Below are 13523 nucleotides of genomic sequence, written 5' to 3' on the forward strand. Positions count from 1 at the left end.
CACCGCATGGACGTCGAGCTGATCGGCCTGACCAAGCGCTACGGCGCGGCCACCGCGGTCGACGGCATCGACCTGAAGGTGCCGTCCGGGGCCTATTGCTGCCTGCTCGGCCCCTCCGGCTGCGGCAAGACCACGACGCTGCGGATGATCGGCGGCCACGAGCGCGCGACCGCCGGCGACGTGGTGATCGGCCCGAAGGCGGTGGGCGACGCGGCCCCGGCCGCGCGCGGCACCGCCATGATGTTCCAGAGCTACGCGCTGTTCCCGCACCTCGACGCGCGCGACAACGTCGCCTTCAGCCTCAAGATGCGCGGGATCGGCACCGCGGAGCGCCGGGCGAAGGCGATGGCCATGCTCGACCTCGTGCAGATGGGCCACCTCGCCAACCGTCTGCCGGCCCAGCTCTCGGGCGGCCAGCAGCAGCGCGTGGCGCTCGCCCGCGCCCTCGTCACCGGCCCGAAGGTGCTGCTGCTCGACGAGCCGCTCTCCGCCCTCGACCCGTTCCTGCGGGTGCGGATGCGGGTGGAGCTGAAGCGGATCCAGACCGAGCTGGGACTCACCTTCATCCACGTCACCCACAGCCAGGAGGAGGCGATGGCGCTCTCCGACCTCGTGGTGGTGATGAATGCCGGCCGGATCGAGCAGGCCGCCGACCCGCGCACCGTGTTCGAGCGGCCCGCCACCGCCTTCGTGGCGCGGTTCATCGGCGGCCACAACGTGATCCGGCTTCCCGACGGGCTCGTCGCGGTGCGCGCCGACCGGATGCGGCTCGGCGCCGAGGCCGGCCCGGCCGCGCTGCCGGCCCGAGTGGTGGCGGTGGAGTACCAGGGCACGAACGTCCATGTCGGCCTCGACGCCGACGGGCTGGAGCGCCCGCCCGAGAGCCCCGCCGCCCTCACGGTGATCCTCAGCGATGCGGACTTCGCCGCAAGCCCGCTCCGGCCGGGCGACACGATTCCGGTCGGCTGGGACGCGGCCGCCGCCCACCGCCTCGACGCGTAACCGTACGGAGACGACGATGGACCTTTCCCCGAGCCGGCGCACGCTCCTGAAGGGCGTCGCGGCCTTGGCCGCCACGCCGGTGACCGGCTTCCCGGCGGTGCACGCCGCCGAGCCCGTGACCCTGCGCTATCTCGGCACCGCGGTGAGCCAGTCGTCCGACATCGCCAGGAAGGTGAAGGAGGATCTCGGCATCACTCTCGAATACATGCCGGTGGTGACCGACGAGGTGACCAAGCGCGCGGTCACGCAGCCGAACTCCTTCGACCTCATCGACACCGAGTATTTCAGCCTGAAGAAGATCATCCCGTCGGGCAACCTCGCGGGCCTCGACGCTAGGCGGATCAAGCTCGCCGACAGGATCACCGGCGTGTTCACCAAGGGTGAGGTGGCCGGGAGGAAGATCGGCGACCAGGGCACCGCGCCCCGCAAGGTGTTCTACCTCGAAGGCCAGAACGCCAGGACCTTCGCGTCCGCACCGACCGAGTGGCTGACGCTGATCCCCACCACCTACAACGCCGACACGCTCGGCATCCGGCCCGACCTGATCAAGCGGCCGGTGGAGAGCTGGAAGGATCTTCTCGATCCCGCCTTCAAGGGCAAGGCCTCGATCCTCAACATCCCGTCGATCGGCATCATGGACGCAGCGATGGTGGTGGAGGCGACCGGCGACTACACCTACGGCGACAAGGGCAACATGACCAAGCCCGAGATCGACCGCACCATCAAGGTGCTGATCGAGGCCAAGCGCGCCGGCCAGTTCCGGGCCTTCTGGCAGGACTTCAACGAATCCGTGAACCTGATGGCCTCGGGCGAGACGGTGATCCAGTCGATGTGGTCGCCCGCCGTCACCAAGGTCCGGGCGCAGGGGGTGCCGTGCGTGTACCAGCCGCTGAAGGAGGGCTACCGCGCCTGGGCCCAGGGCTTCGGCGTCCCGAAGACCCTGAGCGGCCGGAAGCTCGACGCGGCCTACGACTTCGTCAACTGGTTCCTGTCCGGCTGGGCCGGCGCCTACCTCAACCGGCAGGGCTACTACTCGGCGGTGCTGGAGACCGCCAAGGAGAACATGCAGCCCTACGAGTGGGCCTTCTGGATGGAGGGCAAGCCGGCCGAGAAGGACATCCTGGGTCCCGACGGCACGCTGATCGAGAAGGCCGGCGCCACCCGCGACGGCGGCTCCTTCGAGAAGCGCATGGGCGCGGTCGCCTGCTGGAACGCCGTGATGGACGAGAACACCTACATGGTGCGCAAGTGGAACGAGTTCATCGCCGCGTGAGCGGGCTGCGCGCCGCCCCCCCTCCCTCCCGCTGCGGGGGGAGGGATGCGTCGGCACGCGTCGGGCGAATCCGATGACCGACCTCGCCTTGCCTGTCACGCCCGCCACGGAAACAGCCGCTCCGGCCGCATCACCCCGTCGCCCCCGCCGCGCTCTCGCCTATCTCCAGGCCGCGCCGCTCACCCTCGTCTTCCTCGTCTTCCTGGTGGTGCCGCTGGTGCTCACCGGGATCGTCTCGCTCTGGGAGTACAACGAGTACGAGATCATCCCGGCGCTGACCCTGCAGAACTACGCCGACCTGTTCGACGGCTGCCTGTCGGCCGACCTCTGCACGACGGTCCGCACCTATCTCTCGACGGTGAAGTTCGTCGCCCTGACGCTGGCGATCACCCTGCCGCTCGGTTTCGCCATCGCGTATTTCCTGGCCTTCCACGTCCGCTCGGGCACGGTGCGGATGGGGCTGTTCCTGCTCTGCACGATCCCGTTCTGGACCTCGAACGTGATCCGCATGATCTCGTGGATCCCGCTGCTCGGCCGCAACGGCCTCGTCAACGATACGCTCCGCGGACTCGGGCTGATCCGCGAACCGATCGAGGGCCTGCTCTACTCCGACTTCGCGGTGGTACTGGCCTTCGTGCATCTCGACACGGTGTTCATGATCGTACCGATCTTCAACAGCCTAGCGCGCATCGACCGCCGCCTGATCGAGGCGGCGCGGGATTGCGGCGCGTCCGGCGCGCAGATCCTCTGGAACGTGGTGCTTCCGCTGGCCAAGCCCGGCATCGCCATCGGATCGATCTTCGTGGTCACGCTCGTGATGGGCGACTTCGTCACGGTCGGCGTCATGGGCGGCCAGCAGATCGCCAGCGTCGGCAAGGTGATCCAGGTGCAGATGGCCTACCTGCAGTTCCCCGCCGCCGCCGCCAACGCCATGGTGCTGCTGGCCGCCGTGCTGCTGATGATCCTGGGGCTGACCCGCATGATCGACCTCCGGCGGGAGTTGTAGGATGGACCGGCCCCGCGGCCTCACCTTCTATCTGCTGGCCGGCGTCTTCATCCTCTACGTCCTGTTCCTCTACGGGCCGACGCTGACGATCCTGGCGCTCAGCTTCCAGGGGCCCTCCGGCGGCCTGACCTTCCCGATGAACGGGATCTCGACCCACTGGTTCGCCAAGCTGTGGGAGGGGGTTGGCGTGGTCGACATCTGGGCGGCGTTCCGGCGTTCCCTGGCGCTCGGACTCGTCGTCATGGCGCTCACCGTCGGGATCGCGTTCTTCGCCGGCCTCGCCTTCCGGAAAGGGTTCTGGGGATCCGGCCTCGTCTTCGCCCTGGTGGTGTCGAGCCTGATCGTCCCCTCGATCGTGGTCTCGCTCGGCATCGGGCTGGAATTCCGGCTCCTCGACGACGCGCTCAAGGCGCTCGCCGCCGCCACCGGCTGGGGCTTCCTGCAGGACCACGGCACCCTGATGGGCCTCTACAGCTCGGCGCTCGGGGCGCATCTCACGTGGACGCTGCCCTTCGGCCTGCTGATCCTGTTCGCGGTGTTCAACCGGTTCGACCCGGCCTACGAGGAGGCCGCCCGCGACCTCGGCGCCACCGGCGCGCAGACGCTGCGCCACGTGGTGGTGCCGATCCTCGCCCCGGCGCTCGTGGGCGTGGCGCTGTTCGGCTTCACCCTGTCGTTCGACGAACTGGCCCGCACCAGCCAGGCGATCGGCGGCCGCAACACCCTGCCGCTGGAGTTGCAGGGCCTGACGACCACGGTGACGACGCCGGCGATCTACGCCCTCGGCACGGTGACCACGGCGGTCTCGGCGCTGGTGATCGGGACGGCGCTGGGCCTGACCCTGTGGCTGCAGAAGCGACGGGCGCGGCGGGCGCTGGCGACGTTGCGACCGTAGCACGCCCACGCGTCGACGGGCCGGACGCGGAGTGAGCCCGCTGCGAGGCTCCCGGGTGACGCCGCATTGCCAACCCGCCCCCGTCCGTGTATGCGCACGGCGCGCCCCCGAGACACCCTTGGAGGCAGGGGCGCGCCGGGAAGGATGCGGCCGTCCGCCAGGGGCGGCCTTTTCGTTTTCCGGCTCCAGCAACCTTAAGGATCACGCCATGAGCGCTGTGAAGACGCTTGAGGCCGTGGCACGCGACCGGGTCGGCAAGGGGGCCGCCCGGGCCGTTCGTCGCCAGGGCCAGATTCCCGCCGTCATCTACGGGGGCGGCCAGCCGCCGCAATCCATCGCGGTCGACCTCATCCGCACCCGCACGCTGATCTATGCCGGCGGCTTCAAGACCACGCTGTTCGAGATCAACGCCGGCGGCAAGAAGGTCCGCGCGATCCCGCGCGACTTCCAGCTCGACCCGGTGACCGGCGTGCCGCTGCACGTCGACTTCCTGCGCGTCGTCTCGGGCCAGACCGTCACGGTCGAGGTGCCGGTGCACTTCGTCAACGAGGACGCGGCCCCCGGCATCAAGAAGCTCGGCGGCACCCTCAACATCGTGGCCCACACGCTGGCCCTCGAGGTCGCCCCGGACCAGATCCCGGACGCCATCGAGGTCGACCTGACCGGCCGTGCCATCGGCGACGTCATCCACGTCTCCGACATCAAGATCCCGGCCGGCACCTATACCGGCGAGCAGACCGACCCGGTAGCCAACATCGTGCCGCCGACCGTGCTGGGCGCCGAGGTGGAGGCCGAGGAGGCCGCGATCGCCGAGGCGCAGTCGGCCGAGGCCGCCGACGAGAAGGCCGAGGCCGAGGCAGAGGCCGCCGAGGACGAGAAGAAGGACGACGCGGAGGCCTGAGCCTTCGCGCATGGCCGTCCGCCGCGAGAGCCCCGGCCCTGCCGGGGCTCTTTTGCGTTTCGGGGTGATGGCTTCTCAGCACCGTCGTCGTTGCGAGCGGAGCGAAGCAATCCAGGGCTGCACCACGCCTGCCGGGGTCGCGCGACCCTGGGCCGCTTCGCTGCGCTCGTGATGATGGTGGGAGATACGCCGACCAAAGCGGCTCGGCGGAAGCGCGATCAGGGATAGAGCCGCGCCCGGCTCCAGCCCTCGCCCGTCCGGGTGAAGCGCACCCGGTCGTGCAGGCGGAAATCGCCGTTCTGCCAGAATTCCAGGGTCACCGGGGTGATGCGGAAGCCGGTCCAGTGCGCGGGCCTCGGGATCGGACCGTCCCCGTAGCGCTCGGACAGCGCGGCCACGGCGCCCATCAGGGTGGCGCGGTCGGCGAGCGGGCGCGATTGCTGGCTGGCGATGGCGCCGAGCCGGCTCTCCCGGCGGCGGCTCTGGAAATACGCGTCCGCCTCCTCCGCCGTCACCGGCGTGATCGGCCCCCGAGCCCGCACCTGCCGGCGCAGGCTCTTCCAGTGCAGCACCAGCGCGGCCTGCGGATTCTCCGCCAGTTCCTCGCCCTTGGTGGACTGCGTGTTGGTGTAGAACACGAAGCCGCGCCCGTCGAAGCCCTTCAGCAGCACCATCCGCACGTCCGGCAGCCCGTCGGCCCCGGCGGTGGCCAGCGCCATCGCGTTGGGATCCTCGGGCTCGGCCGCCTCCGCCTCCTTCATCCAGGCGGCGAACAGCGCGACGGGGTCGTCGCTGCGGGTGAAGTCCGCAACGTCCGCAGAGTCCGCAACCTGCGGGTCATCGGTCCTTAACTGATCCACGCCAAGACTCCTGCCTGCCGCGTCCAGGGCCTGAGGGGGCACCGACATCGGCATGTTCGGTCGAGCGGAAAGCCCGTCGTGAGTCAGGTGTAATGCGGCGATGCGTGTGTAAAGAGCCAAGCCGGCGGTCGCGCATCCTCGCGTCCGTCTCGGCCCTGTCGGTGACCCTGGCCCTGTGCGGCTGCAGCCAGCCTCTCCTCGTGTTTCGGGGCGAGGCCGAGGCGCCGCCGCGCGTGGCCGAGGAGCCGGTCGTGACCGGCAGCATCGAGAAGCGGCCGGCGAGCTTCGGGGATGACCTCGCCGAGGAGGATTGGCGGCGGGCGCGCGCCGCCCTGTCGGTCGCGCTCGATCCGCAGGGCAACGGCCGACCGGTGAAATGGGACAACCCCGAGACGGGATTGCACGGCAGCGTCAACCCGACCGGCCTGCCCTACGTCGCCGAGGATCTGATCTGCCGGAACTTCCTGGCCTCGGTGATCGGGCCGGACAACAGCCGCTTCGTCCGCGGCACCGGCTGCAAGCCCTCGGGCGGCCAGTGGACCCTCAGGCGCGTGCACACCGCGAAGGGGACCGAGCGCTCCTGATCGCCGCCGCGACGATCAGGCGCCTCCCGCATGGCGACGTTCTGCCCCCATCCCTCCCGCCGCCGCCGTGGCGCAGCGGGAGGGGGGCGCCGTCAGTAGGGATGGCCGTAATAGGGCCGCACGCGCAGGCGCGGCTGAGCCGCCGGCGGGGCGACGTAGCGGGCCGCGGCCTCCGGATCGTAGGTCCGGATATAGGGGTCGAGGGCGGGGTCGCGGTAATTCCCGTTGTTGACCCCGGCCGACCGGTCATTTCCGTTGAGGGCGGCGTAGGGCGAGAGGCCGCTCCCGCTATCGCCGCCGCCACCGCCGCCGCCACCCCAGGCGAAGGCTGTCCCGGGCAGGGCGGCGAGGAGCATCGCCGCGAGCGTCAGCGTCTTGCGCGTCATATCGTGTCTCCACACCACGTTATCGTGAGCGAACGGCCGAGCTGAAGTGCGGGTTCCGGCCGGACCCGTCCAGACTCGCGCGACACCGTAACACGGGCCGCTTACAGGGGCTTACAGCACCGGGTGAAACCCTGCGTCTTAATCAGTTTGCCAGAAATCATCCTGCATCCTGGGTGTATCCAGGTGGACAGCGGCCTGGTCTTGCTTGATCGTCTCGTCGAGCAACAGCTTTCAGCCCGCGGCGGCCAGCATCTTCGGCCATCGTCCGGCCCATGAGGGATCCTGGCCGCCGTGGGCGCCGCTTCGACGATCGACACGCGGTGGGAGGCTCTTCGGCGGATGGAGCGGACGATCGGCGGCATGGACCGGCCTCCGGCCGGCGGCGGCCGGGCCCCGGCTTGGTCGGAGACGCGGGCCGCCGGACCGGTGGCGCGCACCGTGACGGTGCGCCTCGGCCGCCGGACCCTGCGCGGCTGGCACATCCGCCTCCTCGACCAGCTCGGGCAGCGACCCGACCGCCGGGTCCAGATCGCCTGGGCGGAGGAGGCGGGCGGCCTGCCGCCGAATGCGGAGCTGCTGTTCCGGCTCGAAGCCGCGATCCACGGATTGCCCCGGCCGGGCCTCGCCACCGCGGCCGAGCCGGTCGCCCTCGCGCCCTACGTGGCGGGCCGGACCGACTCCGCCGATCCGGCCGACATCATCCTCGATCTCTCGGGGGCGCCCGCCGAGGCGGCATCCGCACCGACGTGGCGGCTGGATTTCGACGGGCTGCCCGGCGAGGCCGGCCTCCTCACCGCCCTGTTCGCCCGGCGGGCGCCGGTGGCGGCCCTGCGCGGCGCCGACGGCCTCCCGATCGCCGTGGGACGCCTCGGCGCCGAGTCGCACACGGTGATGCTCGCCGCCTTCGAGGATTACCTCGCGCGGACGATCACGCTGATCGCCGCCGCCCTCGACGGCGCCGCCTCGCCGGTGCTGCCGGACGGGACCGAGGCGCCCCTGCAGCCGGGAGCCCCCTTCGATCTCGGCGGCCTCGGCGCCGGGCGGCGCGCCGCCGGGGGACTGGCCCGGCTGATCGCCCGCCGGCTCTACGCCCTCTGCTTCCACAGGCCCGAATGGCGGGTCGGCTGGCGGCGGATCGAGGGTCCCGACCTGATCGACCTGCGCCGCCACCCGGAGGGCGGCTGGATCGACCTGCCCGACGACGGGCGCCGCTTCTACGCCGACCCCTTCGCCATCGCGCGGGGCGGCGCGGTGACCCTGTTCGTGGAGGAATTCGACTACCGGCGCGGCAAGGGCGTGATCTCGGCGGTGGGCTTCGACGCCGCCGGGCCCCGCGGCCGGCCGGAGCCGGTCCTGGAACTGGAGACCCACCTCTCCTACCCGTTCGTGTTCGAGGCGGACGGGGAGGTCTGGATGATCCCGGAATCCCACGCCTCCGGGACGATCGACCTCTACCGGGCCACCGCCTTCCCGCGGGGCTGGGTCCACGAGGCGGTGCTGGTGGACGGGGTCGTGGCGGGCGACGCGACGCTGCTGCACCATGACGGCCGCTGGTGGCTGTTCGCCACGGTCCGGGCGGGTGGGGGCAGCTACTCCGACACCCTGCACCTCTGGCACGCGCCGCATTTCCGCGGCCCCTGGACGCCGCACCGGCTGAACCCGGTGCTGATCGACGTCGGCTCGGCCCGGGCCGCAGGACCGATCGTCGCGCGGGACGGCGCCCTGATCCGCCCGGTCCAGGATTGCCGCCAGGGCTACGGCGCGGCGCTCGGCCTCGCCCGGATCCTGCGGCTCGACGAGGGCGGCTACGCCCAGCGGGTCGAGACGCGCCTTGGGCCCGGGGCGGCCTGGCCCGGCTCGCGCCTGCACATGCTGAGCGCGGCCGGCGGATTTGAGTTCATCGACGGGTCGCGCCGGGCGCGGATGCGGGGACTGGCGTGAATCTGCCCCCTCCCCGTCATCGCGAGCGCAGCGAAGCGACCCAGGGATGCGCGACGTTCGGAAACGTGGCGCTCGGGATTGCTTCGCTGCGCTCGCAAAGACGGAGGCGATAGGTTCGACCGCGCTCGGCGGACACGGCAGTGCCCCCCCTTGTGCCGAACGGCACGTCCTTCCGGCTCGCATCCCGGCGCCGCCCGCGCTAAGCGGGTGCTTCGCACGCACCCCAGAAGAACCGCCGGGACGATCTTCATGGCGAGCCCCGTCGAACATGCGAGCTTCCTGCCGCCGGTCCTGACCTTCCTGACGGCGGCGGTGATCGGCGTCCCGGTGTTCCGGCTGATCGGCCAGAGCGCCGTGCTCGGCTACCTCGTGGCCGGCGTGCTGATCGGCCCCTCCGGCCTGTCGCTGATCGCCGAGCCCGACACGGCGGCCAGCGTCGCCGAGATCGGCGTGGTGCTGCTGCTGTTCATCGTCGGGCTGGAATTGCACCTGTCGCAGCTCGTCTCGATGCGCCGCGACATCTTCGGCCTCGGCACCGCGCAGCTCGTCGCCTGCGCCCTCGTGCTCGGCGGCGCCGGCGTGCTGGCGGGCCTGAGCTTCGGCGCGGCCGCGGTGATCGGCCTCGCGCTGGCCCTCTCGGCCACCGCGGTGGCGCTCCAGCTTCTGGAGGAGCGGGGCGACCTCGGCAGCGCCTACGGGGGCCGCGCCTTCGCGGTGCTGCTGTTCCAGGACCTCTCGGTGGTGGGCATCCTGGCGCTGATGCCGCTGCTCGCCTCGGCGGGCGGCGCGACCGATGCCTCCTGGCTCGGGGAGGCCGCTGTCTCCACCGGCAAGGCGCTGGCGGCGATCCTCACCGTGGTGGTGGTCGGCCGCTATGGCCTGAACCCGTTCTTCCGGCTGCTGGCGGCGAGCGGCGCCCGCGAGGTGATGACCGCCGCGGCCCTGCTGGTGGTGCTCGGCACCGCGCTGCTGATGGAGCAGGTCGGCCTGTCGATGGCGATGGGCGCCTTCCTCGCCGGCATCCTGCTCGCGGAATCGAATTTCCGCCACCAGCTCGAGGCCGATATCGAGCCGTTCCGCGGCATGCTGCTCGGCCTGTTCTTCATGAGCGTCGGCATGTCGATCGACGGCACCCTCGTGCGCGAGGTCTGGCCGGCCCTGTTCGGCGCGACGCTCGGGGCGATCCTCGTCAAGGTCGCCCTGGTGGCCGGCCTGTTCCGGCTGTTCGGCTCCGACACCCTCGGGGCCCTGCGCGGCGCCGCCGTCCTGGCGCCGGCCGGCGAATTCGCCTTCGTGCTGCTGCCCCAGGCCGAGGAACTGGGCCTCACGGGCGCCAAGGCGACGCGCTTCGCCGTGGCGCTCGCCGCGCTGACCATGCTGATCGGCCCGATCGCCGCCAAGGGCCTCGACAAGCTGATCGAGCGGCGCAACGCGCGGACCACGCACGCGCTGGAGGCGCCCTCCACCGAGCTGTCCGAGAGCGGCGAGGCCCGGGTTCTGGTGATCGGCTTCGGCCGCTTCGGGCAGTTGCTGACGCAGGTGCTGCTCGCCGAGGGCATCACCGCCACCGTCATCGACAAGGACGTGGAGCAGCTGCGCGCCGCCTCGCGATTCGGCTTCCGGATCTATTACGGCGACGGCACCCGGCTCGACGTGCTCCGCGCCGCCGGGATCGGCCGGGTCGAACTGGTCTGCATCTGCGTCGACGACCGGGAGGGCGCCCTCAAGATCGTCGACATCGTGCACGAGGAGTTCGCGGACGTGCGTACCTTCGTGCGTGCCTACGACCGGCTGCACGCCGTGGAGCTGATGAACCGGGACGTGGACTACCAGATCCGCGAGACTGCCGAATCGGCCCTCGCCTTCGGTCGGGCGGCGCTCGAAGGACTCGGCCTGTCGCCGGAGGCCGCCCTGGCGCGGACCGACGATGTGCGCAAGCGCGACATCGCCCGCCTCGTCCTGCAGCAGGCGGGCGCCCTGCCGGACGGCTCCAGCTGGATGCGCGGGGCCGCCGCGGGACTGAAGCCCGAACCGCTGACCGCCCCCGTCCGGCCCGCCCGCGCGCTCAACACCGAGACTCGCGACCTCGTGGGCGGCGAGCGGCGCGAGGCGGCCGAGCGGCTCCTCGAGAAGCCCGCCCTCGCCCCGCAGGAAGGCGAGGCCGCCGAGGCCGAGGGCGACGAGGCGGAGCTGGAAGCGGAAGGCAGCGCCCGGAATGCGTGACGCTCCGGATGTCTGACGGTCCGCCTTCGGCCGGCCCGCTCCAGGCGGAGACCGGCCGCTTCGTCACCGGCTCCATCCTCCGGCACGTCCTGGTGATGGCCGCCACCGGTTCGGTGGGGCTGATGGCGATCTTCGTCGTCGACCTCCTGTCGCTGCTCTACGTCTCGAAGCTCGGCGACCCGAACCTGACCGCGGCGGTGGGCTTCGCCGGCATCGTGCAGTTCTTCGCCACCGCGGTGAATATCGGCCTGATGATCGCCGCCGGGGCGCTCGTCGGGAAGGCCGTCGGGGCCCGCGACCGGGCGGCGGCGCGCCGCCTCGCGAGTTCCGCGCTGACGCTGGGCAGCCTCGTGGCCGCTCTCATCGCGGTGCTGATCGCCGTCCTCGCCGACCCGCTCCTGAGCCTGATCGGCGCCCGCGGCGAGGCGCTGCGGGTGGCCGAGCTGTTCCTGCACATCACCCTGCCGTCGAACCTCCTGCTCGCCGCCGGCATGTTGTTCACCGGCCTGCTCCGCGCCGTCGGCGAGGCGCGGCAGGCGATGCTGGTGACCGTGTCCGGCGCCGTGGTCACCGCCATCCTCGATCCGCTGCTGATCTTCGGGGCCGGCCTCGGCGTCGAGGGCGCGGCAATCACTGTCTGCGTGGCGCGCGCCACCTTCGTGGTCGTGGGCCTGCGCGGGGTCACCCGCCACGGGCTCCTCGGCCGGCCGCGCCTCGCCGACCTGCCGGCCGACGCCGCCGCCCTGTCGGCGGTCGCGGGGCCGGCGGTGCTCACCAACCTCGCGCCCTCGGTGGCGAGCGCCTTCCTGGCGCGCCTGTTCGCCGGCTACGGGGCGGACGCGGTCGCGGCCGCGTCGGTGATCGACCGCCTGACGCCCGTGGCCTTCGGCGGCCTGTTCGCCCTGTCGGGGGCGATCGGCCCGATCCTCGCGCAGAACTGGGGCGCGGCCCGGTTCGACCGGATGCGCGGCGTCCTGCGGGAGGCGGTGCGGGTGACGCTCGCCTACGTGGCGATCGTCTGGCTCGGCCTGGCCCTCGCCCGCGGGCCGCTCGCGGCCCTGTTCGGCCTGCACGGGGTGGCGGCCGATTTGTTCGGCTTCTTCTGCCTCGTCGGCGGGGCGATCTGGTTCTTCAACGGGCTCCTGTTCCTGGGCAACGCCGCCTTCAACAACCTCGGCTTCCCCCTCCGCTCGACGCTGCTGAACTGGGGACGGGCGACGCTGGGCACGATCCCGCCCGCGATGCTGGGCGCCTCGCTCTACGGCCCCCGCGGCGTGGTCGCCGGGATGGGGCTCGGCTCGCTGGTCTTCGGGGCGCTCGGCATCCTGCTCGCCCGCCGCACCGTCGACCGCCTCGAAGGCTCCGGCCCGCGCGGCCGAGAGCCGGAGGGCGCTCCGGAGGCGCCGCTCCGGGACGCGCCGCTGCCGGCGGGCCACCCCCATCCGGGACCGGTGAGCTGAGTCGGAAATGACAAGGCGGCCCGGTTATCCAGGTCGCGCCGCATGCCCGGACACAAGTTCCGCGGGCAAGAACTGGTATTTCGCCGCGCAACGGGTCACGATGCCCTGCCCTGGTCGGTCCGACCGGGGCAGGATCGAGGCCGCATGTTCAACCCGCTCGAGATGTTCCAGGCCCAGGGCGAGGCCGGGCTGCAGACCATGGCCCAGCAATTCGGTCTGACGACGGATCAGACGGCCCGCGCCTTCGAGGCGCTGATGCCGGCCCTGACCCTCGGCCTCCAGCGCAGCGTCGGCATGGACCCGGGTAGTTTCGCCCGCATGTTCGGCCTGGAGATGCCCCGGCCCGCGGCGCCGCAGGGCATCGACGCCCTGAGCCAGATGTTCGGCTCGGCCCAGCTGATGCAGGGGGTGCTGCGGCAGGCCTCGGCCACGAGCGGCGTCGGCGCGCAGGTCCTGCGCCAGATGCTGCCGATGATGGCGGGTGCCGTCGTGGCGAGCATCGTCCACGTGATGCTCAACCAGCCGCAGGCCGAGCTTGCGCAGGCGCGGCCGGCCGCGCCGCCGCCACCCGTGCCGTTCCCGTTCGGCCCCGCCTGGGCCGAGATGGCCAAGGCGTTCCTGCCCGCCGCGGAGCCCCCTGCCCCCACGGCGAAGCCCGCCTTCAAGCCCAAGCCCACGCCCAAGCCCATGCCGCCGGAAGCGCCGGTGGGCGAGGCCGGCTCCGACATGCTCAACCAGATGCTGCGCACGGGCGCCGAGGTCCAGGGCAACAACATCCGGGCGATGCAGGAGCTGTTCGAGACCTTCTGGCCCTCCGCGGGTGCGCCGAGCGAGGGCGCCGCCCCCGCTTCGGCTCCGCCCGATCCCGGCCCATCGGCCTCCGATCCCGCGACGCCCAGGTCCCGGCGCGGCCGCCCGCCCGGCGGGACCGGTTGACGCAGGCCGGCTGGCCGGGCGGCCGTTGACCCGGCTCTTCCGGAGCGCATGTCCCG

Annotated in this window: 12 protein-coding genes; 10 read left to right on the top strand and 2 right to left on the bottom strand. The window is 71.9% G+C overall.

The genetic code is table 11. The annotated features are described in order from the left end of the window. The first annotated feature begins 6 nt into the window (after nt 1-6). The 5 genes from ACLBX9_RS08640 to ACLBX9_RS08660 all read left to right on the top strand — a co-directional run bounded on the left by ACLBX9_RS08640 (nt 7) and on the right by ACLBX9_RS08660 (nt 5077). Complete coding sequence (locus tag ACLBX9_RS08640; protein ID WP_447718645.1) at nt 7-1002, top strand: ABC transporter ATP-binding protein; 996 nt, start codon at nt 7-9, stop codon at nt 1000-1002. A 16-nt stretch (nt 1003-1018) separates the two neighbouring features. Then, the gene (locus tag ACLBX9_RS08645) at nt 1019-2275 is read left to right on the top strand and encodes an ABC transporter substrate-binding protein (protein ID WP_010681900.1); all 1257 of its coding nucleotides are present in this window, start codon (nt 1019-1021) and stop codon (nt 2273-2275) included. A gap of 73 nt (nt 2276-2348) precedes the next feature. After that, nucleotides 2349-3281 carry an ABC transporter permease gene (locus ACLBX9_RS08650; protein WP_010681901.1) on the top strand — a complete coding sequence of 311 codons (933 nt, stop codon included), beginning with the start codon at nt 2349-2351 and terminating at the stop codon, nt 3279-3281. A 1-nt stretch (nt 3282) separates the two neighbouring features. Next, on the top strand, nt 3283-4176 hold the full coding sequence (locus tag ACLBX9_RS08655) for an ABC transporter permease (protein WP_447718646.1): 894 nt from the start codon (nt 3283-3285) through the stop codon (nt 4174-4176). A 208-nt stretch (nt 4177-4384) separates the two neighbouring features. Continuing rightward, the gene (locus ACLBX9_RS08660; RefSeq protein ID WP_010681903.1) at nt 4385-5077 is read left to right on the top strand and encodes a 50S ribosomal protein L25/general stress protein Ctc; all 693 of its coding nucleotides are present in this window, start codon (nt 4385-4387) and stop codon (nt 5075-5077) included. Between the two features lie 218 nt (nt 5078-5295). Here the strand turns inward: ACLBX9_RS08660 and pdxH are convergent, their stop codons facing one another. Then, on the bottom strand, nt 5296-5937 hold the full coding sequence (pdxH, locus tag ACLBX9_RS08665; protein ID WP_447718647.1) for a pyridoxamine 5'-phosphate oxidase: 642 nt from the start codon (nt 5935-5937) through the stop codon (nt 5296-5298). Between the two features lie 92 nt (nt 5938-6029). Between pdxH and ACLBX9_RS08670 the strand changes: the two genes are divergently transcribed. Further along, nucleotides 6030-6521 carry an RT0821/Lpp0805 family surface protein gene (locus ACLBX9_RS08670; RefSeq protein WP_447718648.1) on the top strand — a complete coding sequence of 164 codons (492 nt, stop codon included), beginning with the start codon at nt 6030-6032 and terminating at the stop codon, nt 6519-6521. A 92-nt stretch (nt 6522-6613) separates the two neighbouring features. On the opposite strand, the gene ACLBX9_RS08675 is transcribed toward ACLBX9_RS08670, so the two are convergent. After that, the gene (locus ACLBX9_RS08675) at nt 6614-6907 is read right to left on the bottom strand and encodes a hypothetical protein (protein ID WP_010681906.1); all 294 of its coding nucleotides are present in this window, start codon (nt 6905-6907) and stop codon (nt 6614-6616) included. 339 nt (nt 6908-7246) lie between these two features. Here ACLBX9_RS08675 and ACLBX9_RS08680 point away from each other — a divergent pair, with 339 nt between their 5' ends. From ACLBX9_RS08680 to ACLBX9_RS08695, 4 genes are all read left to right on the top strand, one after another. Continuing rightward, nucleotides 7247-8848 (top strand): glucosamine inositolphosphorylceramide transferase family protein, encoded by a 1602-nt coding sequence (locus ACLBX9_RS08680; RefSeq protein ID WP_010681907.1) that lies wholly within the window; start codon nt 7247-7249, stop codon nt 8846-8848. A 249-nt stretch (nt 8849-9097) separates the two neighbouring features. Beyond that, on the top strand, nt 9098-11071 hold the full coding sequence (locus tag ACLBX9_RS08685) for a monovalent cation:proton antiporter-2 (CPA2) family protein (RefSeq protein ID WP_010681908.1): 1974 nt from the start codon (nt 9098-9100) through the stop codon (nt 11069-11071). Nucleotides 11072-11079: 8 nt separating this feature from the next. Further along, entirely contained in the window at nt 11080-12531 is a 1452-nt protein-coding gene (locus ACLBX9_RS08690) for an MATE family efflux transporter (protein ID WP_010681909.1), read from the top strand. 144 nt (nt 12532-12675) lie between these two features. After that, nucleotides 12676-13467: a DUF937 domain-containing protein gene (locus tag ACLBX9_RS08695; RefSeq protein WP_447718649.1), complete on the top strand. Its 792-nt coding sequence runs from the start codon at nt 12676-12678 to the stop codon at nt 13465-13467. Nucleotides 13468-13523 lie beyond the last annotated feature (56 nt).

The organism is Methylobacterium sp. A49B (assembly GCF_053346215.1).

Excerpts from the sequence above, each read along its gene's own strand:
- ACLBX9_RS08640 (WP_447718645.1), top strand. The coding sequence starts at position 7 with ATGGACGTCGAGCTGATCGGCCTGACCAAGCGCTACGGCGCGGCCACC.
- ACLBX9_RS08645 (WP_010681900.1), top strand. The coding sequence starts at position 1,019 with ATGGACCTTTCCCCGAGCCGGCGCACGCTCCTGAAGGGCGTCGCGGCC.
- ACLBX9_RS08650 (WP_010681901.1), top strand. The coding sequence starts at position 2,349 with ATGACCGACCTCGCCTTGCCTGTCACGCCCGCCACGGAAACAGCCGCT.
- ACLBX9_RS08655 (WP_447718646.1), top strand. The coding sequence starts at position 3,283 with ATGGACCGGCCCCGCGGCCTCACCTTCTATCTGCTGGCCGGCGTCTTC.
- ACLBX9_RS08660 (WP_010681903.1), top strand. The coding sequence starts at position 4,385 with ATGAGCGCTGTGAAGACGCTTGAGGCCGTGGCACGCGACCGGGTCGGC.
- ACLBX9_RS08670 (WP_447718648.1), top strand. The coding sequence starts at position 6,030 with ATGCGGCGATGCGTGTGTAAAGAGCCAAGCCGGCGGTCGCGCATCCTC.
- ACLBX9_RS08675 (WP_010681906.1), bottom strand. The coding sequence starts at position 6,907 with ATGACGCGCAAGACGCTGACGCTCGCGGCGATGCTCCTCGCCGCCCTG.
- ACLBX9_RS08680 (WP_010681907.1), top strand. The coding sequence starts at position 7,247 with ATGGAGCGGACGATCGGCGGCATGGACCGGCCTCCGGCCGGCGGCGGC.
- ACLBX9_RS08685 (WP_010681908.1), top strand. The coding sequence starts at position 9,098 with ATGGCGAGCCCCGTCGAACATGCGAGCTTCCTGCCGCCGGTCCTGACC.
- ACLBX9_RS08690 (WP_010681909.1), top strand. The coding sequence starts at position 11,080 with ATGTCTGACGGTCCGCCTTCGGCCGGCCCGCTCCAGGCGGAGACCGGC.
- ACLBX9_RS08695 (WP_447718649.1), top strand. The coding sequence starts at position 12,676 with ATGTTCAACCCGCTCGAGATGTTCCAGGCCCAGGGCGAGGCCGGGCTG.